The sequence below is a fragment of the Olivibacter sp. XZL3 genome, from assembly GCF_004368405.1.
In the GTDB taxonomy this organism is placed as follows: domain Bacteria; phylum Bacteroidota; class Bacteroidia; order Sphingobacteriales; family Sphingobacteriaceae; genus Olivibacter.
In genome coordinates this window covers 1-19,638 of sequence record NZ_SBJH01000008.1, presented here as the reverse complement: position 1 = coordinate 19,638, position 19,638 = coordinate 1, and the positions used below count along the sequence as shown (strand labels likewise).

At 45.1% G+C, this 19,638-nt stretch carries 20 protein-coding genes; 10 read left to right on the top strand and 10 right to left on the bottom strand.

Annotated elements, in window-relative coordinates:
* Nucleotides 1-187 precede the first annotated feature (187 nt).
* Entirely contained in the window at nt 188-1,207 is a 1,020-nt protein-coding gene (locus EPX21_RS02515; protein WP_240768489.1) for a dipeptide epimerase, read from the top strand.
* 23 nt (nt 1,208-1,230) lie between these two features.
* The gene (locus EPX21_RS02510; RefSeq protein ID WP_134088112.1) at nt 1,231-2,499 is read left to right on the top strand and encodes a DUF819 domain-containing protein; all 1,269 of its coding nucleotides are present in this window, start codon (nt 1,231-1,233) and stop codon (nt 2,497-2,499) included.
* Nucleotides 2,500-2,517: 18 nt separating this feature from the next.
* Here EPX21_RS02510 and EPX21_RS02505 read toward each other — a convergent pair whose 3' ends face one another.
* From EPX21_RS02505 to bla, 6 genes are all read right to left on the bottom strand, one after another.
* Entirely contained in the window at nt 2,518-2,769 is a 252-nt protein-coding gene (locus tag EPX21_RS02505) for a hypothetical protein (protein ID WP_134088111.1), read from the bottom strand.
* Between the two features lie 107 nt (nt 2,770-2,876).
* Complete coding sequence (locus EPX21_RS02500) at nt 2,877-3,779, bottom strand: universal stress protein (RefSeq protein WP_134088110.1); 903 nt, start codon at nt 3,777-3,779, stop codon at nt 2,877-2,879.
* Between the two features lie 6 nt (nt 3,780-3,785).
* On the bottom strand, nt 3,786-5,375 hold the full coding sequence (locus EPX21_RS02495) for a BCCT family transporter (protein WP_134088109.1): 1,590 nt from the start codon (nt 5,373-5,375) through the stop codon (nt 3,786-3,788).
* Between the two features lie 588 nt (nt 5,376-5,963).
* Entirely contained in the window at nt 5,964-6,188 is a 225-nt protein-coding gene (locus tag EPX21_RS02490) for a dodecin family protein (RefSeq protein WP_134088108.1), read from the bottom strand.
* Nucleotides 6,189-6,211: 23 nt separating this feature from the next.
* Nucleotides 6,212-6,451, bottom strand: a complete 240-nt coding sequence (locus EPX21_RS02485) for a hypothetical protein (protein ID WP_134088107.1) — start codon at nt 6,449-6,451, stop codon at nt 6,212-6,214.
* 428 nt (nt 6,452-6,879) lie between these two features.
* Entirely contained in the window at nt 6,880-7,611 is a 732-nt protein-coding gene (bla, locus tag EPX21_RS02480) for a subclass B1 metallo-beta-lactamase (RefSeq protein ID WP_134088106.1), read from the bottom strand.
* 158 nt (nt 7,612-7,769) lie between these two features.
* Between bla and EPX21_RS02475 the strand changes: the two genes are divergently transcribed.
* From EPX21_RS02475 to EPX21_RS02440, 8 genes are all read left to right on the top strand, one after another.
* Nucleotides 7,770-8,972, top strand: coding sequence for a lipase family protein (locus EPX21_RS02475; protein WP_166670666.1), 1,203 nt, complete (start codon nt 7,770-7,772; stop codon nt 8,970-8,972).
* Nucleotides 8,973-9,380: 408 nt separating this feature from the next.
* Complete coding sequence (locus EPX21_RS02470) at nt 9,381-9,572, top strand: hypothetical protein (protein WP_134088104.1); 192 nt, start codon at nt 9,381-9,383, stop codon at nt 9,570-9,572.
* Between the two features lie 221 nt (nt 9,573-9,793).
* Entirely contained in the window at nt 9,794-10,243 is a 450-nt protein-coding gene (locus EPX21_RS02465) for an Hsp20/alpha crystallin family protein (RefSeq protein WP_134088103.1), read from the top strand.
* Between the two features lie 100 nt (nt 10,244-10,343).
* Entirely contained in the window at nt 10,344-11,432 is a 1,089-nt protein-coding gene (locus EPX21_RS02460) for a glycosyltransferase family 4 protein (RefSeq protein WP_134088102.1), read from the top strand.
* A 10-nt stretch (nt 11,433-11,442) separates the two neighbouring features.
* Nucleotides 11,443-13,578 (top strand): amylo-alpha-1,6-glucosidase, encoded by a 2,136-nt coding sequence (locus tag EPX21_RS02455; RefSeq protein ID WP_134088101.1) that lies wholly within the window; start codon nt 11,443-11,445, stop codon nt 13,576-13,578.
* Between the two features lie 45 nt (nt 13,579-13,623).
* Nucleotides 13,624-14,103 carry a nucleoside deaminase gene (locus tag EPX21_RS02450; RefSeq protein WP_134088100.1) on the top strand — a complete coding sequence of 160 codons (480 nt, stop codon included), beginning with the start codon at nt 13,624-13,626 and terminating at the stop codon, nt 14,101-14,103.
* Between the two features lie 198 nt (nt 14,104-14,301).
* Nucleotides 14,302-14,748, top strand: coding sequence for a hypothetical protein (locus tag EPX21_RS02445; RefSeq protein WP_134088099.1), 447 nt, complete (start codon nt 14,302-14,304; stop codon nt 14,746-14,748).
* A gap of 47 nt (nt 14,749-14,795) precedes the next feature.
* Entirely contained in the window at nt 14,796-16,550 is a 1,755-nt protein-coding gene (locus EPX21_RS02440; protein ID WP_134088098.1) for a mechanosensitive ion channel family protein, read from the top strand.
* A 48-nt stretch (nt 16,551-16,598) separates the two neighbouring features.
* Here the strand turns inward: EPX21_RS02440 and EPX21_RS02435 are convergent, their stop codons facing one another.
* The 4 genes from EPX21_RS02435 to EPX21_RS02420 all read right to left on the bottom strand — a co-directional run bounded on the left by EPX21_RS02435 (nt 16,599) and on the right by EPX21_RS02420 (nt 19,452).
* The gene (locus tag EPX21_RS02435) at nt 16,599-17,240 is read right to left on the bottom strand and encodes a dienelactone hydrolase family protein (RefSeq protein ID WP_206105985.1); all 642 of its coding nucleotides are present in this window, start codon (nt 17,238-17,240) and stop codon (nt 16,599-16,601) included.
* A 52-nt stretch (nt 17,241-17,292) separates the two neighbouring features.
* Nucleotides 17,293-17,955: a phosphoribosyltransferase gene (locus EPX21_RS02430; protein ID WP_134088096.1), complete on the bottom strand. Its 663-nt coding sequence runs from the start codon at nt 17,953-17,955 to the stop codon at nt 17,293-17,295.
* 284 nt (nt 17,956-18,239) lie between these two features.
* Nucleotides 18,240-19,004: a rhomboid family intramembrane serine protease gene (locus tag EPX21_RS02425; protein WP_134088095.1), complete on the bottom strand. Its 765-nt coding sequence runs from the start codon at nt 19,002-19,004 to the stop codon at nt 18,240-18,242.
* Between the two features lie 142 nt (nt 19,005-19,146).
* On the bottom strand, nt 19,147-19,452 hold the full coding sequence (locus EPX21_RS02420) for a hypothetical protein (protein WP_134088094.1): 306 nt from the start codon (nt 19,450-19,452) through the stop codon (nt 19,147-19,149).
* Nucleotides 19,453-19,638 lie beyond the last annotated feature (186 nt).

Sequence of the window (19,638 nt, the reverse complement as noted above, 5' to 3'; positions counted from 1 at the left end):
AAAACGGCCGAATTCACGCGAAACCATCCTTCTTTTCTCGGAAAAAATTCGATATTTGCCAACAGCCATAACAAAAAACAGTATTCAAAAGGGATTCTACGCAGAAAAAACCGGCAACATGTTTATTAATTCTTATAATTCGATCGTATAAATGCTGCATCTAGCCTACAAACCTTATTTTTTAAAAATGACCTATCCCTTTCGCATTGCAGACAATGTCCGAACGGGAACGCCTGTCATGTTAATAAAAATCTCATACAACGGCATGGACGGCTTTGGCGAGGCGTCTATGCCTCCACGGTACGGAGAGGATCTGGATACGGCAACGGCTTTTTTAAATCAGGTGGATTTGAGTCAGTTCGATTCACCCCTACCCATTGCACCGATATTATCGTATATCGACGGTGTCCAAACTGGCAATCCGGCGGTCAAGGCAGCGTTAGACATCGCACTGCATGACCTCTGGGGCAAAATCGCACAAAAGTCGGTCCACGAGCTTTATGCTTTGCCGGCTCATAACTTATACACGGCCAAAACGATTAGTATCGAACAGCCTGATATCATGGCAGCACGGGTTACCGAGGCGAAGGATTTTCATTATCTAAAAATTAAATTAGGAACCGACGATGACCGGACAATTATTCGATCGATCCGAAAAGTGACCGACAAACCCTTGTACATTGATGCCAATCAAGGATGGACAGATAGAGAAGAAGCCGCGAAATTAATCGATTGGCTCAGCACACAAGGTTGCGTTTTTGTAGAACAGCCGATGCCTAAGGGCGACTTCGAAGGAATGGTATGGCTCAAAAGTCGCAGTGCATTGCCTCTCATCGGCGATGAAGGCATACAGCGCTTAAAGGATATGGATACCGCCGGAAATTTTTATCATGGGGTGAACGTGAAGCTCATGAAATCAACCGGCATCCAAGAAGCTTATGCTATGTTAATGGCAGCCAAAAACCGCGGACTCCGCACCATGATAGGCTGTATGTCTGAAACCTCCTGTGCAACGGCGGCAGGCGCTCAATTAGGAAGTTTAGCTGAATTCATTGATCTCGACGGCAATCTGGGCGTCGTGAATGATCCCTACCACGCCTTCCCGTGCATCAATGGGGCTATTCATGTGGACGACAGCCCGGGTTTAGGACTAAAAAACCCGGCATGGGACCAAATAGAACCGCATATAGAAACGAACAATAAATAGCACTTTAACACTGAAATTATTTCATGGAAGCTACGCAATCCGCAAGTCCCTTCATTACAAACGATGCCGTTGTTTTTGGTTTATTAATGGCCGTATTGGCTTTAGTGTTCTACACATCTAGGCTGCAAACGCCATTTTGGAAACGCTTCTATGGGATTATACCCACTGTTCTTTTGTGCTATTTTATCCCTGCTCTGTTCAATACCTTTAATTTAATCTCCGGAGAAAGTTCAGCTTTATATGGTGTTGCGTCCCGCTACCTGTTGCCTGCCAGTTTGGTTTTGTTCACCATCGGCATAGACATCAAGGGCCTAAAACGCCTCGGCTCTAAAGCGGTGGTGATGTTTTTTGCCGGCACGTTGGGCGTGATGTTGGGCGGTCCGTTCGCCTTCGCCCTTGTCGGCTCGATTTTTCCTGACATCTTGCGGTTTGGCGATGAAGAAACCTGGCGGGGCTTGGCAACCATCGCCGGAAGCTGGATCGGAGGAGGAGCCAACCAAGCCGCTATGCTGGAAGTTTTCGGAGCCAGTAAAACATTGTTTGCGCAAATGATTGCTGTAGATGTGTTGGTTGCCAATATTTGGATGGGACTGTTGTTATACGGTGCACAGCATAGAGATAAAATTGACCGGTGGTTACGCGCCGACAACGCTGCCATTCGTGATTTGGAACAGAAAATGGAGCAAATACATACCGACCAAAAACGTAGCTCTACAGGGACATCCCAATGGATGATCGTATTGGGTGTCGCATTCGGTGCAACCGGCATTTCGCATTTACTGGCTGATGATATCGCCCCTTGGTTCGAAATACATTATCCACAGACCGCCCAGTACTCGCTCACCAGCGGTTTTTTTTGGCTCGTAATTATCGCTACCACCTTAGGGATGGCTTTATCTTTTACAAAAGCCCGCAAACTGGAATATAACGGTGCTTCCGATATGGCTTCTCTGTTTCTTTACATATTAGTGGCCACCATTGGGATGAGCATGGATTTAAAGGCACTCCTTGATAACCCAAAGTTCTTTTTGGTTGGCCTGATCTGGATACTCAGCCATATTAGCATTATGCTATTGGTTGCCAGACTGACGCGTGCGCCGTTCTTCTTTGTCGCAGTAGGCAGCCAGGCCAATATTGGCGGCGCTGCATCGGCTCCCATTGTGGCGGCCGCTTTTAGCCGTTACCTGACTCCCGTCGGGGTCTTGATGGCTGTTCTGGGTTATGCCGTAGGAACCTATGGCGCCTATATTTGCGGACTGATTATGCAAGTGATTTCAAATTGGCTGTCTTAATCTACTTCCAGATCTATGCTAATCAGGACTATTATCTGAATAATATCGTCCACGCCCCTCTTGGATAATGTTCTCCAATTCAGTCGAATTGATTGCCAATACTCCGTATTTATAAGCTTCCGTTGTGTCCTGATAAGGTTCGACCAACACGAAATCCTGTTGAAGTTTGTCACCTAACCCTATGTTATCAGAATTTGTAAGTTTTACATTTGAGTATCCTTTTTCCTTCCAGGATCTCCATGCTTCATGATCAAATACTTTAAGCTCCATGTTACAAAACCATTAATTTTTAGCGAGAAACATCTTTATTCTGTACCCGATTAACTGCGGGTAATAACTATCTGATTTACACAAAAATTTGTCCAAAAGCCACTAACTTATGTTAAGTTTTTAGGCCTTTCATCTTTTCTCACTTCATCGGCTTTTAAAATCAGAATGGGGATATTTGACTCATAGTGAAAAATCTCGTTCGTCACCCCGCCTATAAATAGGTTTGTGAGACTGGAGCTTCCCTTTACGCCCATAAGTACCATGTCTGCCTGCCGCATTTGAGCGTGAGCGAGAATAGCCGATGCAATATGTGCGCCGTCGGCTTGTATCACCTCAATATCACCCGCAATATCCTGCTGCTTTAACCATTTGGCTTTTCTTGTCTCCGTTTCCGCCCGAAGCAGCTTGTTAATTTCAAATTGGTTAAAACCGAGAAAAAAATGAACGGGCGCTTTTGCTACGTGAACACAATGCAGTTCGCCGCCGATGCTCTTTTCACTAAAAAACCTTCCGATGGCGTGGACCTTACTACTGTATTTCGAAAAATCAATAGCTGTCAAAAAGCGCGTTGGATGGGGCTGTGCCATTTCCGGAACTAAGAGGAAATCGCATGGCAGCAAACGAGCCAGCTTTTGTGGAAGTTCTCCACTTCCTTCCAATTGCTGCTTGTTGCCCAGCACGACCAGATCGACGCCTTCCCGTTTCGCCAAGCCCTGAAAAGCACTTTCGCTAAACTCCTCGGTGGTTACCCCTACTTCGTGAGGAACTAAAGCGAGCTGCCCCTGCTCTACTTGGCGTTTTATCCTGTCTTTCACTCGTGCTTGAATTTCCGATAAAGTAGACGGCTCTTTTAACTCGGTCGGCAATTCCCGAAGACGGATATTATGCAGGAAGGTTATTTTCTTTGCATTTAGTAGTTCGGTAATACTCGGCAGATACCTTATCAACACCTCATCCATCTCCGACATATCCATCGCTATCAATATATGGTTACCAGCTTCTGATATCATTACTATCTATTTTAAATTCGATTGATCGCTATCCAATAAACCCTGTACAATTTCTTTATAACTTTTTTCTTCACGCAACCGTTGCTTTTTCACTCGCTTCCTATGGGCCTCGTTCAGTCCGGTCATCAAACTGTAACACATCACCGAGATGACCAATGCGAAAGGTAACCCAGCGATTATAACAGCCGTCTGCAAGGCATTTAAGCCACCGCCCCATAAAAGCACGATCGCGATACCACCCTGCAAGAACGCCCAGAAGATCCGCTGCAATGCCGGCGTCTGTTCCGCCCCTCCGGATGTGATATTATCTACAACCAATGAGCCCGAATCGGAAGAGGTAATAAAGAAAAACGCTACCAGACAGATGGCGATAATCGACAAAACAGCTGTTAAGGGTATTTTCTGCAAAAACACGAACAGGGCTGTAGAGATGTCTTCCTTCACCGCACTGACCATTGACAAATCGCCATGCAATATCATATGAAGCGCAGTACCGCCGAAGACAGTCATCCACAACAGCGTCACTAGTGCCGGAATTAATAACACCCCCAGCACAAACTCCTTAATAGTACGCCCTCTTGATATACGTGCTATAAAACTGCCTACGAAAGGCGACCACGCAATCCACCATGCCCAGTAAAAGACAGTCCACTTATTCTGCCAACCACTTTCCTGATAGGCGTCGTTCCAGGTACCTATTTCCATCAGGTCTGCCAGGTAAGTTCCGGTATTCTGTACAAAGCTTTTTAGAATAGACAAACTCGGCCCCAGACAAAAAATAAGCACCATCAATAAAAAAGCTAAGATCATATTTCCATTACTCAGCAGCTTAACTCCCTTGTCTAAACCGGCAACAACCGACAGTGTAGCCACTGAAGTCACTACGAGAATGAGTATAGCTTGTGTGGATACAGAGATATCCCAATCAAATAAAAAATGTAACCCCGCATTCATTTGCTGAATACCAAGGCCCAAAGACGTAGAAAGACCGAAAAGCGTGGCAATGGCGGAAAAGATGTCGATTATATGTCCCCACCACCCATGAATTTTTTTACCAAGAAAAGGATAGAACAGCGACCGAAAGGTCAAAGGCAGCCCGTAATTAAAAGAGAAAAAGGCTAAAGCCAAGCCAACCACCGAATAAATCGCCCATGCATGTAGGCCCCAGTGTAAACTGGTAAACTCCATGGCTTGAACAGCCCGCCTGGCATTGCCGAATACTTCTCTGGGCGGATCTACAAAGTGAGAGACTGGCTCAGCAACACTAAAAAACATAATTCCGATGCCCATACCGGCGCTAAAGAGCATAGCAAACCACGAAACGGTGCTAAATTCAGTTTCTGCCTGATCTCCCCCCAACCTAATATTCCCGAATTTGCCAAAAGCTAAATATAGACAAAACGCTAGAATAGCATTGACCACAATAATGAAAAACCAACCTAGATTATCGGTGATCAGGTACTGCGTTCTGGTAAACCACTCATCCGCCGATTCCCTAAAAATCAAGCACAATAGGATGCTCAAGAAAACGAATCCAATCGTACAGTAAAAAACGGGCGGATTGATTTTGAAATTCAATGCTCTTCTTTTTATCATAATCTGCTCAAGGTAGTATTTAAATGACCAATGATGGCACAATTTTCAATCGGCTGATACATACTCATAATCATATATTTACGTTTATAACAAAAGCCTACCCCATCAGTTTATTCTTTTTTATAATAGGCAAGGTACCGGGCACTTAAAATTGAACAGAATGGCAACATCATCCGCCAATCCTATATCGGCTAAGTTCTCGCTATACCGGTACAAACCATCAGCATGGTTCGCATGTTGATCATTAAAACCTAAGATATGTATTACTTATTGTGAGTCATCCACGAGCGGATAGTTTCATTTATACACTTGCCAAGGCATTATGAAAATGGCGTAAAAACATCCGGTGTAAATCTGCTCATGCTTCATGTAGCGGCCATGGATTTCGATTTACATGTGCGAACAGGCCCCATGCACCTCCAATAGACCGAGCCAGATATTGCTTATGCCCGAGAGAGCAGTCGAAGAACGAAACCATAAATTTGAATGGGCGAGACTCCTAAGAGGAAAATCAGTACAGCCATGCACTTCCTCAGCCGAAATCGGGAGCTGTCCAAAGCCGACCTAGCAGCTTTAGACAGCTAAAGACTAATGTTGTTGATTCCGCTTCTCTTCATCGATTCTAAAAGAAACCTTACAAACTGCGCCGAAGGACGTAATCTGGTCGTCCTTTACATGTACCTTAAAGTCCTTTACATAAACTGAATCAACGTTTTTTATGGTCTGTGTGACCTCTTTTACCGCGTTCTTAATAGCGTCATCAAAGCTCACTTCTGATGAAGCGATCACTTCGATTACTTTTACTAAAGCCATAATATATTTATTTAGTTAAACATTCATTTATAATATTTTCCCGACCCTTCCTGAATAATCTTTTCTATCTCGGGCGATGTAATGGATACGACACTTCCATATTTCTTTGCTTTATCGTTATCTAAAAAGGGCTCCAGTAAGGTAAAAGGCTCCTCCGCCCCTTCAGTCAGCCCGATATTCTTGGAAGGCGTCAGGTTTACGTTATCATAACCCGTATCCTTCCATTCGTTTAAAGCATGTCTATCAAAAGTGTGCAGTTTCATAATTATTATATTTCATAAGTTACCGCCTGAAAAGCGAGTACTTTCCTTCATCAATTACTTGCTAACTCATGCAAATTCGTTTCCTAATACTGCCCTTCCGTCCTATCCCCCTTATATTCTCAGTTTACCGCTGATAAAGGGCTCTATTTTGTCGATGCGAAGCAAGGGCAAGGGACTGGCAAACTGTTGAACGTGTCCTAAAACAAACACCGAATGTTCAGTATTGTAAGCACTTTTGGAGATGAAAACGGAGGCGCTGCGCAACTCGCTTACTGACTATAGCTTTTTTAGGGGGTGAACGGTATAAGCGGACGAAATAAAACTATTGGCATAGCCTTTGTATATTACAGAATAGGTTTAGGTTGATTAAAAAAATGAAAAGTCCGGCATCCCCAAAAGCCGGACTTTTCTTCTTTAGCATGAAGGCCTTATTTCTTAAACAGGTCAATCGTATAGTCTAGCAGTTCGATGCCTCCCGACTTTCCATGACCGGGTATGACGACGTCTACATTTGGATATTTTTGTTTAACCTTCATAACGGTTTTGGACCACTCGTTGACGTTTGCGTCTTCCAAGTTCCCTTTGCTGGCGGCCACCTCTTTAATCAGACATCCGCCAAACATAACCTGCTGACTTGGAAAATAAGCAATGACATTGTCTCTCGTATGCCCTTCGCCATTAAACTCAACCACAACCTCTTTATTACCCACCTTTAGCTCAGTCTTATCATCAAACCCGCGTTGAGGGACTTCGAGATTTTTGGCCTTGGCCAATGTTATAGTGCGGTTAGCAGCATACGAAGGGATCTGACGCCTATGAAAGGCTTTCAATCCACCCAAGCAGTCGTCATGAAAATGCGTCGGGACGACCGCAATAACCTTACAGTTCAAGGTGTCGTTGATCCAATCGATCAGTACCGCAGCGGTTGAATCGTTATCTGGCGTATCAAAAACAATAGCCTCGTTGTTATCAAAAACAATCATACCATTACACGGTACTTTCCCGAAGTCCTGTGTTACCAAATAGCTGACATGCTCGTATACATTATCCTTTACCTTTTTGATGGTGAGGTCGTCTGAAGCATAACGTTTGTTGGAACTGCTTACCGATTGACAGCTAAAAAAAAGAAAAGCGAATCCGTAAAAAAAATATCTATTCATATTGGAAAGTCTTTTATCCGATAATCAGTACTGATGACCGGGCTATTAGCAAAGATAGTCTATTATCTCTTGTTTGCTATTCAAAGAGTACGCGCTAGCCTTTTTTGCCGTCATGGTATTTTATTTGTATCAACTCTCCTGATATTATGTACTTCTTTATGAAAAAATCCTTAACTTGTCTATCCTATTACTTTTTAATCATACTCGGATTGTATACTTGTTCAGACAACAATAATGACGTTAACTCACAACAGAACGCCCCCACTAGCTATTTGATCAATAGTGAAAAAATCGCTGAGGTAACAGCGGATGATATAAAGCAGCGATACCGGGTTGCATCGGCTATCGTCAGTACTGATGTGTCTGTTTATAAAATCACCTATAGAACGCAATTCCCTGAAAACAATACCATTCAAGCATCTGGCCTGCTGCTCATTCCGACCAATAAAAAGGAAAAGCTCACCTTGCTTAGCTTTCAACATAGTACCATTCTGAATCAGGACGAGGCGCCATCGGCATATAAGGCAGTGGGCAATATGGAGGCCTATGTAGGCGGTACAGTGAGCGCATCTTTAGCAAAGGGATATATTGTAGTGATGCCTGATTATGTCGGCTACGGGGCGAGCAGCAACATACGGCACCCTTATGAACACAAGTCGAGCCTAGCACAGGCTTGTCTGGATATGTTGAAAGCTGCTAAAGAATTTGCAGCCGGTAACGCGATCAAAACCAGGAAAGAAATTCGTTTATTAGGTTATTCGGAAGGGGCATACGCTACGATGGCCTTACACCAACGCATTGAAGAGCAGGCCAGCGATCAGTTCACGGTGGAAAGGAGTTATCCCGGCGCCGGCTCTTACGATATGGTTGGCACCGCACAATGGGTTGTAAGCCAAACGCGCGATTTACCACCGGGAGCTACCGCGTTTTATCTGTGGAGCCTTCTTACCTATAACGAACTTTACGGGATAAACATGCCATTAACGGCTATGTTGCAACCTGCCGCCGCCGCTGAAGTAAACAAAGCAATCGCCTCGGGAAATCTGATGGCGGCCCAAATAAGCAATAAACCGAGCGAGATCTTTAGTTCCAATTTCAGCGAAAGTATTAAGGACAGCACAAACGCTCCCTTTATGGACGCGCTTCGGCAAAACAACGTATACGATTGGAAACCCAATGCGCCCGTTACGCTGTTCCATGGTCAGATGGATGACATCGTTCCTGTATTAAATTCGCAAAAAGCACTGGCTACCATGCAGTCGTTGAATGCTCCAGTACGCTTCATTTCGCTCGGCGAAGTAAATCACGCCGGCGGGGCAAACAAATACATGGAAGCCATTATCCCCATGCTCTTGCAGTAAATAGACTATAGAGATAGTGAGTTAGGGAGTAGGTTAATAGCGAATAGTTAATAGGTTTTGTGCTGTACGCTATATGCAGTAAGCAGTAAGCGTTAGGCCAAGGGCTCCCTATGGTACAGCCGCTCCGAAGAACAAAAACGGCCTAGGCTTGCGGACGCAGCAATCGGCTGCCGGGCTGCTCCATCAGGTATCCTCCAGCGAAGCTTAGGAAAATCAGTTACAGAGAAACGAAGTGGAGGCCATGGCTCAGGGTAGATGCTTTGAGCTGTAGGCGTTAAGCAACATACATAAAGCATTGTGCTACACAAAGATGCACAGTTTTGCGCAAAAAAAACACAAAAAGTCCGAACCTATTAAGTGCACCATTGGAAAACCTTACCTTTGATCGGTACCAATAGATTTTATGTTATGACAAATTCAACATTAGGATCTGTTCCAATAAAAAACAGTATAAAACACAGCGCTTCTTTCATCAACGCCTTAATGGCAGTCGCCAGAGGAATGAAGAAAGACGGTTTTTCAGATGTCGAAATTGCAAAAGAGACAAACCTCTCTCTTTCCTTGATTATGAACCTGAAAATTAAGCGTCAAAGTGCGTGACGATAGCTTTAAGCGCTAGCTGCAAGCAATACGTCAACGCTATAAACCAGTTTAATTAACGTCAAATCGTCACAAGTACATCAATCAAAGTCATAAAAACTGCCAAATTGTCTCTTAATTCCGTTTAAAACAGCTTGGTATAGCACTTGCTATAGAAGCTATCGAAAGCTTTTCATATTCTTGATGATAAATAATTAAATTTTTAGAAAAGGAGGTTATTTATGTCACTAATTAAAAGAAACGGAAGTAATTTCCCCACAGTTCCAACTTTTCTTGATGATCTTTTTGCCAGCAATCTCTTTGATTGGGGTACCAGCGACTTTTCGTCTACACAAACCACCATTCCTTCGGTAAACATTCGGGAAACGCACGATAACTTCGAAGTTGAAATGGCCGCTCCCGGCATGGACAAGTCCGACTTTAAGGTAGAGCTTGACGGAAACACGCTAACCATTTCTTCCACCAAGCAACATGAGCATGAAGACAAACATGAAGGTTATAGCCGGAAGGAATTCAGTTATCAGTCTTTCCAACGCAGCTTTACCTTACCAAAAGATGTGGTGGACGAAGACAAGATCGGCGCTCAGTATGAGAACGGTTTATTGCGTCTAACGATTCCGAAAAAAGAAGAAGCGAAGAAAAAAGCGCCGCGCCTTATTGAAATATCTTAAGCATACAAAGGCTGTCTAAGGTCAATCGACCAGACAGCCTTTTTTATGTATTCTACGCTGCAGACAAAACCAAATAAATATTTATCGACGTTTAACAGTTATGAAGATTGCACAAGTATCTCCATTATTCGAGTCTGTGCCTCCCAAACTGTACGGAGGTACCGAACGCGTTGTATCTTATCTTACCGAGGCTCTGGTGAACCAAGGCCATGATGTCACTTTATTTGCATCGGGAGATTCCATTACCCGGGCGAAGCTTATCAGTCACACATCAGAAGCGCTACGCTTAAATCCGCAGGTAATAGATCCCTTAGCTTTTCATACCTTACAACTACAGGAGGTAATAGAACGCGCGCATGAGTTTGATATCATACACTTCCATACGGATTACTTTCATTTTCCTGCATCGCAGTTACTACAAAAGCCATGTGTAACCACCTTGCATGGTCGGTTGGACATTCCGGAGCTTAAACCCTTATATCAAAAATTCAATACGCAGCCTGTCATATCTATTTCAAACAGCCAACGCAGCCCCCTACCGCATGCGGCATGGCTGGACACTGTCTATCATGGTTTGCCGAAAAATCTATACAAGGTAACAGCGCAGAAAGAGGATTACGTAGCCTTTATAGGAAGAATCTCACCGGAAAAAAGGCCCGACAGAGCTATTGAAATAGCCGAAAAAGCCGGATGCAAAATCAAAATAGCGGCCAAGATTGACAAAGCAGACGCACAATATTTTAACAAGCATATTAAACATTTATTCCAAAAGCCGCATGTTGAATACATAGGAGAAATCGGCGAACAGGAAAAAAATGAGTTTCTTGGAAAAGCTAGGGCACTCCTATTCCCTATCGACTGGCCTGAGCCCTTCGGCATGGTAATGATCGAAGCAATGGCCTGTGGTACCCCGGTGATCGCTTACGCACACGGATCGGTTTCTGAAATTATCCAACATGGGAAAAATGGATTCATCGTCTCTTCAACAGCGGCGGCCTCCAAGGCGATCGAAGATGCTGCAGCTTTAGATCCCCAAGCAATAAGACGCTTGTTCGAGGAGCGCTTCAGCGCCGATACGATGGCTCAAAACTATATAAAGAACTACGAATTGTTAAAAAACAGAAATCGGATACCTAGTGGCGAACAGCCAAGCGAATTTTTATCCTTAAACAATAAATTAACAGCTTAATGCAATAGTCATGGAAAGTTACGAAGAGAAGTTTAGGGTATTGAATCACTGCGACACTTTTGCCATCCTGAACCGTTGGGGTAACATCGACCCCAACGGCAATCAGGTACAAGGAATATATAATCGCGATACACGCTTTATAAATAACTTAGCCTTACGCTTAAACGGTATACCGCTAGATCTGCTGAGTTCGAGCGTAACAGAAGAAAACGAAGCCCTTTCTACGGACCTTAGCAATCCGGTGCTTAAATCGTCCAATGGCACTGAAATTCCTGCGGCGTCGTTGCACATCCACCGCAGTCAGTTTTTAAAGGATGAGGTTTTCCACGAAAAATTGGATCTGCGCAGTTATTTAAATTTTTCTTGTGCGGTGAACCTGTCGCTGCTTATCCAAGGCGATTTTGCAGACATATTTGAAGTTCGTGGGGCAAAACGCAAACAAAGAGGAAAATTATTGCCTTTAACAAAAGGAGAAGACGGGCAGCTCGTAATCTGCTACGAAGGTTTAGACCTTATCACACGGAAAGCAATCATCTATTTTTCGCAGCCCTTTGAGGTAGACTTAAAAAATTACGAGGTTCGCTTCCCGCTCGAACTGACAGCGAAGGGTGCGTATCAACTTGAATATGCCATTCATTTTGAACAGACCGGTCGGGCTACGCAGCCCAAAACAGCTTTTATAGCAGCAAAAGACGAGCTGGCGCCGCAATTGCAAAATAGGAATGCCTATTTTCCGGTCGTAGAAACCAGCAACGAACAATTTACCCATTGGTTAAACCGTTCGCAGGCCGATTTAGTATCTTTAATGGCCGAAACACCTTATGGCAAATACCCCTATGCCGGCGTTCCTTGGTATAACACCGCCTTTGGGCGGGACGGCATTATAACCGCATGGCAAACCTTGTGGCTTGCACCGCAGCTGGCTAAAGACGTTTTATTATTCCTGGCGGCCCACCAGGCGACACAAGAAGATCATGCGTCTGACGCCGAACCTGGCAAAATTTTGCATGAAATCAGAAACGGCGAAATGGTAGCATTAAACGAGCTACCTTTTAAACACTACTACGGCACCATCGACGCTACTCCACTCTTCATTATGCTGGCAGGAGCCTATTTTCAGCGTACGAACGATCGCGAGACCATCAAAGACCTTTGGCCGCATATCAATGCGGCCATAGAGTGGATGGACAGATATGGAGACCTTGACGGCGACGGTTTCGTAGAATACGAACATAAGGCAGAAAAAGGGCTAACGAACCAAGGTTGGAAAGATAGTTTCGACGCCGTTTCGCATGTGGACGGAACCTTGGCGAAGTGGCCGATTGCGCTTTGCGAAGTCCAAGGCTACGTATACGCAGCCAAGCTGTCGGCCTCAAACATTGCCCGGGAGCTGGGCTATATGGAGCTGTCCAAAAAACTACAAGCTAGCGCAAGCAGTCTGCGGACAAATTTCAATGAGCGTTTCTGGATCGAAGAAAAACAGTGTTTTGCCCTGGCTTTAGACGGCGACAAAAAACCTTGCGCAGTCAAAAGCTCCAACGCCGGACATGTACTGTTCACTGGAATCGCCTATGAACACTTGGTTCCAAAGCTCATTAAAACCTTACTACATCCCAATCTGTTCGCCGGATGGGGTATCCGCACATTGGCCGCCGATGAAGTACAATATAATCCGATGTCGTATCACAACGGATCGATCTGGCCTCACGACGTTGCCCTCATTGCCGCCGGATTTGCGCAATACGGCTTTGTCCGTGAAGCCGCTCAGCTGGCAACGGCTTTGTTTGACGCCTCTCTTTTTATCCCGCTGCAAAGGCTCCCTGAGCTTTTCTGCGGTTTTGACAGGCGCCAAGGTGAAGGGCCAACGGCTTACCCGGTAGCCTGCTCCCCACAAGCCTGGTCTGTTTCGTCGGTATTCTTGCTGTTACAGTCGTTGCTGGGTATCGAGATTCTTCCTGAACAGAAGACGATCTACTTCCGCAACTCTTATCTCCCAAGTTACCTCGACTGGGTAAAAATAAAAGGACTGCAGGCGCAGGACCTGCGTATCGATTTAGAAATCCTTAGACATAAAGACAGCGAACATATCAGCGTCAATTGGCGGAATCAACCGAAAGACTGGAAAATGGTCATCGCCACATTTTAATGAACAGAAAAAAGTTCATAAATTGCTTGGCATAATCGGGTATTTATGATTACAAAGGAAGATATTTTATTTCTTCAACAAGCATTGGCACTCGCGTCCGAAGGCGTTGCCCAAGATAAAGGCGGTCCTTTCGGATGCGTCATAGTAAAAAGCGGCGAGATTATTGGCCGTGGCTCCAATGCCGTCACATCTGCCAATGACCCTACAGCGCACGCGGAAATCGTTGCCATTAGGGATGCGTGCAAGCGATTAGGCCACTATCAATTAAACGACTGTACCTTATATTCTTCCTGCGAGCCCTGCCCAATGTGTTTGGGCGCCATCTATTGGGCCCGCCCCAAACGGGTGGTCTATGCTGCTAGCCGCTTCGCAGCAGCGGATGCCGGTTTTGACGATGCCTTTATTTATGAGGAAATAAATCTAGCGGGCAGTCAAAGGAAAATCCCGTTCGAATTTCACTCGCTTGAAGAAGCGCTCGCACCCTTTCATGCCTGGAATCAAAGGGAAAAGAAAGACCTGTACTAAACACCTCCCTAACCGTTACCTCTTATCGGTACAACACTTCCGTACAAAATCGGCAATATCGCCACGAAATTAAAAACGCCTACAACATTACTACCGATCGTTTGTTCATTAAACAATCATCTCGCCTTTGCAACAAAGGAGAATAAAAAGTCGGTAGTACCATCGGCAACTTAACAGAGTCGGTAAAAAAAGAAGACCATGAAATTAGCAATCAACATCTTAGGAGGCCTAGCGGGCGCGCTCGTTCTAAACGCGATCCACGAAGGTGCCAAAAGAGCCATTCCAAGCGCTCCGGAAATCAACAAGGTCGGAGAAGAAGCCATCACAAAAGTCAGCAAAGCGGCGGGCATGCCCCCTCCTGCCGGAAAAAAGCTATATACCGCCACCTTGGCCGGCGATCTTGTAAGTAACGCTATCTATTATAGCGCAATCGGAAAAGGCGACAAACAGACGCTGCTGCTACGAGGTGCCGGCTATGGCTTAATCGCCGGGCTTGGCGTAATCGGACTCACGAAACCATTAGGGCTGGATGACGAACCCATTAATAAAAGCATGAGCACCAAATTCCTCACGGTACTTTGGTACACCTTAGGCGGTATAGTCGCCGCATCAGCCATTAAATTGTTAGACAATACGGCCGATTAATAAACGCGTCCAGTGAAATCATCTTTTTTGAAGTAGCCTTACAGAACATGAAAGTTAGTCTTATAGCAACCCTTTTTCTTCTTACCATCAGTATTCCCGGTTTTGGACAGATTACCTTGAATGATACCGCTCGATCAGAGGTTGTCCCGCCCAAGTGGGCGGACGATTCTTTGGGTCGCCGCTCTCCTCGGGGAACTGTGCAAGGTTTTATACGGGCAGTTGCTGATGAAAATTACCAACGAGCCGCGCTGTATCTGCATATGGACCGAAGTTTAAGAAGAAAAAGAAACGGCGAAAAACTGGCACAGGCACTTCAACAGCTATTGGACAAATATAGTAGCGTAAGCCCCAGTGCCTTGATCAGTAATCAGCCTGACGGACAACAAGACGATAAGCTTGGACCAAATATCGACCGGATCGGATCGGTTACGTTCAACAACGAGTCTTTTGACATCATGCTGGAGAGCATCCAAGATAAAGAGGGCGGACCCATATGGCTTTTCTCCACCCAAACCTTGGAGCGCATTCCCGATGAGTTGGAAGAAGCGCCCGTTGCACCTCTGATAAGTAAAATTATCCCACAGGTGCTGCTTGAAAAGAAATGGGGCGGGGTGCCCATTGGCCATTGGCTGATAAGCGTGATTTTGGTAGTAGCTGCTTACTTTTTAGCTTGGTGCATAACCAAATTTATGCTCTTTTTAATACCTAAAGTATGGGCTAAAGCAAGAATAGAACCCACCTCTGGTGTTATTAAAGCTTTTTCAGTTCCCGTACAAATCTATCTCTCTGTTTGGTACTTCGTTTATGCTACCGAGCAAGCAGACATTTCCATTATAGTTCGGCAACGCCTAAGTGGCATAAGCGTTGTATTCTACCTCATTGCCTTAATGCTGCTCTTATGGCAGTTACTCGATACGCTGACTGGCTTTACTCAGCGACGCTTTTCCCTTCGCGGAAATCAGGCGGGTGTATCGGCCGTGCTTTTCCTTCGCCGTGCCTTAAAAATCACACTGGTTGTTATTGCGGTTATCGCGGCACTCGATACATTTGGCTTCAATGTTACCACAGGTTTAGCCGCTCTGGGTATAGGCGGTATCGCCCTGGCCTTGGGTGCGCAGAAGACCGTCGAAAATTTTGTCGGTAGTGTTACCTTAATTGCAGACCAGCCGGTGCGTATTGGCGATTTTTGTAAGGTCGGCGATATCGTAGGCACCGTGGAGCAAATCGGCATGCGCTCTACGCAAATCCGCACAAACGATCGTACCGTTGTCACGATTCCAAATGGCGAATTCGCGGCCCTAAAAATCGAGAACTTCGCGCACCGCGACCGGTTTTTCTTTCATCCTGTTTTTCGGATCAGATTGGATGCCACGCCCGATCAGATTCGGTATCTGCTGGTTGAGTTACGCGCTATTCTCTATGCACACCCAAAGGTGAGTCCACAACCCGCACGTATTCGGTTCATTGAAATAGGCACAGACGCTCTGAAGTTAGAAGTGTTTTCCTATATAATTGCTGTTGATTTCGACCGCTTTCTCGAAATCCAGGAAGACATTTATCTAAGAATGCTCGATGTGATAAAAGCAAGCGGTACCGCCTTGGCTCTCCCTTCGCAAACCCTTTATTTGGGCAAAGACCAAGCGCCATCGCCGGAAACGGCCGACGCCATAAAAGCCACGGTAGACGCTTGGCGCGAAACTAACGATATGCAAATACCCAATTTCGATCCGGCTTATCTCAAAAAGATAAAACACACAATTCAGTATCCACCGGAGGGCTCAAGCAGCCATAAGAAAGGATAGCTTAGGGCTTACAGCTTAAAACGTGGCACTTAACCTATGGCTTGAAGCCTATAGCGTAGCGCTTATAACATATTTATCGAACCAAGCGAGGGCAAGCTTGGCAACTTCTTCCAGTTTTCCAGGTTCTTCAAACAGATGATCGGCCCCCTCCACTATCCGAATTTCTCTTTCTGCTCTTAACGTTGCAAAAGCTTGTTCGTTCAGCTCGAGAACCTCAGCATCGAGACTTCCCACAATTAACATCGTCGGACTAACAACGGAAGATAACATCGGAGCCGCTAAATCCGGTCTGCCGCCCCTGGAAACCACCGCACGGACGATATCGCCCAACTCTGCCGCTGCCCGCAAGGCCGCAGCGGCGCCTGTGCTGGCGCCAAAATATCCGATCGCTAAATCGCCCGTCTGTTCTTCCGTTTTCAGCCAATCGGTAACTCCTATTAGCCTCTCCGCTAACAAATCAATATCAAAACGATTATCGAAATCTTGATCTTCCCCTTCTGTGAGCAGATCAAAAAGCAGGGTGGCAAAGCCAGCCTCTTGCAGGGCGGAGGCCACCTTTTTATTTCGGGTACTATGCCTGCTGCTACCGCTACCATGGGCAAATACAATGATGCCTTTTGCCGTCTCGGGTATCACCAAGCTTCCGGAGAGCAAGGTGTCTCCAACCAGAATTTGGGTCTCTTCTTTCATATTAACCATCTTCGATCCTTCATTAAAATAAACTCGATTTCTATTTCTCTTTTCAATGTGCGCTTCGGCCGTTCGCGCGGTCTAATAGCTTAAGCAGCTGGTCGTCCGGAAAATCGCCGAACCGCTCGTATACCTGTCCAACAGCAAAAAAAGGCTCCGGCTTAACGACAACCTCAATAGCATCCGCTTCTTCCAGTCGCGCGTCAAAAGAACGCCCTGCGACCGGTACAGCTATCACGACCTTTGTTGCCTTCTTTTTTTTGCACAATTGTATCAAAGGTACCAGCGTTACACCGGTAGCGATCCCATCATCCACCAAAATAACCGTTCGGCCCTCCATCGCAGGAACTGGCCTGCCTTGACGGTATTTTTCTACACGGAGTTGAATTTCCTGCAGCTGCTTGTCAATGATCGTCCGGACGGTTTCAGAAGAAAGGCCTTCACTGCGTTCTTCTGCTATATAAACCGAACCATCTTCCGCTACTGCGCCAAAGCCATACTCCTTATTGCCCGGGTACGGAAGCTTTTTAGACACCAGCACGTCCAAGTCCGTCTGCAATGATTCCGCTACATAGTAAGCAACTTCGACTCCTCCCCTAGGGATGCCGATTATTAAGGGATTCAGTTTTTTATAGTTTGAATCAAGGAGCTTGGCCAGTTCCTTGCCGGCGTCTATACGATCTTTAAAGACAAAGGCCTCATTCTTAAACTTCATCGTTTTATACCTTAATCAATCTTCAGGAGCATGTCTCCATTTCACAGATTTACCCGGTTTTAACCGATCCTCAACATAACAAATGCAAATACAAATCCTTTTTTTTCGGATAAGACTTTTTTTATTTATTTAAAACATTTTTACAGCATTCATTTGTCTGCCATAAGGCGGGGCCGCCGAAAAGATTCTTGGCAGGATTTTGCGGCTGTCCTAAAAAACTGTCGTGTTTGTTTATTTCTATTGTCATTTGCTATAGCCGTCTCGACTTAGCCTACCCGCGCACCTTACCAAGATCTGGGTTGTCTTATTCTGGTATTCCGCTTGCGCTTTACAAATCGTTTTATCAGCAGCAATCCAAAAATAAAACCGCCTATATGCGCCGCATAGGCAACCCCACCGGCCTGTTGCCCTCCTAAGGCACCGAGTCCGTTGGATACTTGGAATAAAAACCAAAGCCCCAACACTAAAAAGGCAGGTACTGAAATTACGACGAACAGTATCCAAATGTAAACGCTCCTTCGCGGAAACAAGACCATATAGCCAGCCAATACCGCAGAAATAGCACCGGATGCACCCAGACTGGGAATCAAAAGATCTTGTCCGAGAACAAAAGTGCTTAACACATGGCTTAAACCGGCCAATGTTCCCGTGAGCAAATAAAAAAACAGGTATTTGAGGTGCCCCATCCTGTCTTCCAGGTTGTCGCCGAATATACCGAGATATAGCATATTTCCGCCAAGATGGGCCAAACCACCATGCATGAACATAGACGTTATCAGCGTCAAGAAAACCGGTATGGGGGTACGTTGCAAGCCGGGCAATTCAAACACATCCCCGGTATAGGGATCGGTAATCAACTGACTTTCAGTAATTATGTCGCTACCGGTCAATATCTCGCCCGGAATTGTTGCATAAGCAAAAGTAAAGTAAATGTTGTTTCCTAAATGCTGCCAAAAGACAAATACAAATATATTGATAGCAATGAGCAAGTAGTTCACAAAAGGAATCGTCTTCCGATCCCGATTATCATCCCCAATTGGAAGAAGCATTTTCTCGATTCTTTAAAATAAGTAGCCCGTAAATAAGTTTTAAAGCATGCCCACAAATTAAAGAAAGAACCCGCTTTTTTTATAATTGTTTGCCTTTTCCGCTTATACCTCATTCCCAATTGCCGTATCCATTGACCTTTCATTACTCAAAAAGATCATCTTTACTTAGATTTTTGATCGTGTCTTTTCGGGTGCGGAGATAAAAGATGAAATGAATGGCCAGAAAGAAGCCCCATAATAATAAGGATCTATAAAGGGAATCGATAGTCTCCTGCTTTGCGTTTAGAGCGAGTGCAAACCATAACAAGGAAATCCCATGGTATATGACATAAGTCGCTAAATGGAATCTGAAGCCGATATCGTACAATGGAAGGAAATTGGCATCTTTTCTCCCAAAAAACCAACCCGAAGCAAACTGGCTAGGCCATAGCTCATGGCAACGACCCATACAAGGGTAAAAAGTTCGGCTGCTAGCGTATAGCTTAGGAAAAACCTGAATACGAGGGTCAAAATAAGTGCGACTGTCGCAAATTTCAACAAATAAGGAGTGATACTTTTCATATACTCTAATAAATTACAAGTTTCTAGGCCACTATTTTTTCGGAGCCGTTTACATTTTTGTTAATTTCTCTTG

What these genes read in the sequence shown, in the direction of transcription:
- EPX21_RS02490 (WP_134088108.1), bottom strand. Translation starts at nt 6,188, where the DNA reads ATGGCTTTAGTAAAAGTAATCGAAGTGATCGCTTCATCAGAAGTGAGC.
- EPX21_RS02475 (WP_166670666.1), top strand. Translation starts at nt 7,770, where the DNA reads ATGAAAAAATCCTTAACTTGTCTATCCTATTACTTTTTAATCATACTC.
- EPX21_RS02440 (WP_134088098.1), top strand. Translation starts at nt 14,796, where the DNA reads ATGAAAGTTAGTCTTATAGCAACCCTTTTTCTTCTTACCATCAGTATT.
- EPX21_RS02450 (WP_134088100.1), top strand. Translation starts at nt 13,624, where the DNA reads ATGATTACAAAGGAAGATATTTTATTTCTTCAACAAGCATTGGCACTC.
- EPX21_RS02470 (WP_134088104.1), top strand. Translation starts at nt 9,381, where the DNA reads ATGACAAATTCAACATTAGGATCTGTTCCAATAAAAAACAGTATAAAA.
- EPX21_RS02430 (WP_134088096.1), bottom strand. Translation starts at nt 17,955, where the DNA reads ATGAAGTTTAAGAATGAGGCCTTTGTCTTTAAAGATCGTATAGACGCC.
- EPX21_RS02510 (WP_134088112.1), top strand. Translation starts at nt 1,231, where the DNA reads ATGGAAGCTACGCAATCCGCAAGTCCCTTCATTACAAACGATGCCGTT.
- EPX21_RS02495 (WP_134088109.1), bottom strand. Translation starts at nt 5,375, where the DNA reads ATGATAAAAAGAAGAGCATTGAATTTCAAAATCAATCCGCCCGTTTTT.
- EPX21_RS02420 (WP_134088094.1), bottom strand. Translation starts at nt 19,452, where the DNA reads ATGGGTCGTTGCCATGAGCTATGGCCTAGCCAGTTTGCTTCGGGTTGG.
- EPX21_RS02465 (WP_134088103.1), top strand. Translation starts at nt 9,794, where the DNA reads ATGTCACTAATTAAAAGAAACGGAAGTAATTTCCCCACAGTTCCAACT.
- EPX21_RS02460 (WP_134088102.1), top strand. Translation starts at nt 10,344, where the DNA reads ATGAAGATTGCACAAGTATCTCCATTATTCGAGTCTGTGCCTCCCAAA.
- EPX21_RS02455 (WP_134088101.1), top strand. Translation starts at nt 11,443, where the DNA reads ATGGAAAGTTACGAAGAGAAGTTTAGGGTATTGAATCACTGCGACACT.
- EPX21_RS02425 (WP_134088095.1), bottom strand. Translation starts at nt 19,004, where the DNA reads ATGCTTCTTCCAATTGGGGATGATAATCGGGATCGGAAGACGATTCCT.
- EPX21_RS02515 (WP_240768489.1), top strand. Translation starts at nt 188, where the DNA reads ATGACCTATCCCTTTCGCATTGCAGACAATGTCCGAACGGGAACGCCT.
- EPX21_RS02500 (WP_134088110.1), bottom strand. Translation starts at nt 3,779, where the DNA reads ATGATATCAGAAGCTGGTAACCATATATTGATAGCGATGGATATGTCG.
- EPX21_RS02435 (WP_206105985.1), bottom strand. Translation starts at nt 17,240, where the DNA reads ATGAAAGAAGAGACCCAAATTCTGGTTGGAGACACCTTGCTCTCCGGA.
- EPX21_RS02505 (WP_134088111.1), bottom strand. Translation starts at nt 2,769, where the DNA reads ATGGAGCTTAAAGTATTTGATCATGAAGCATGGAGATCCTGGAAGGAA.
- bla (WP_134088106.1), bottom strand. Translation starts at nt 7,611, where the DNA reads ATGAATAGATATTTTTTTTACGGATTCGCTTTTCTTTTTTTTAGCTGT.
- EPX21_RS02485 (WP_134088107.1), bottom strand. Translation starts at nt 6,451, where the DNA reads ATGAAACTGCACACTTTTGATAGACATGCTTTAAACGAATGGAAGGAT.
- EPX21_RS02445 (WP_134088099.1), top strand. Translation starts at nt 14,302, where the DNA reads ATGAAATTAGCAATCAACATCTTAGGAGGCCTAGCGGGCGCGCTCGTT.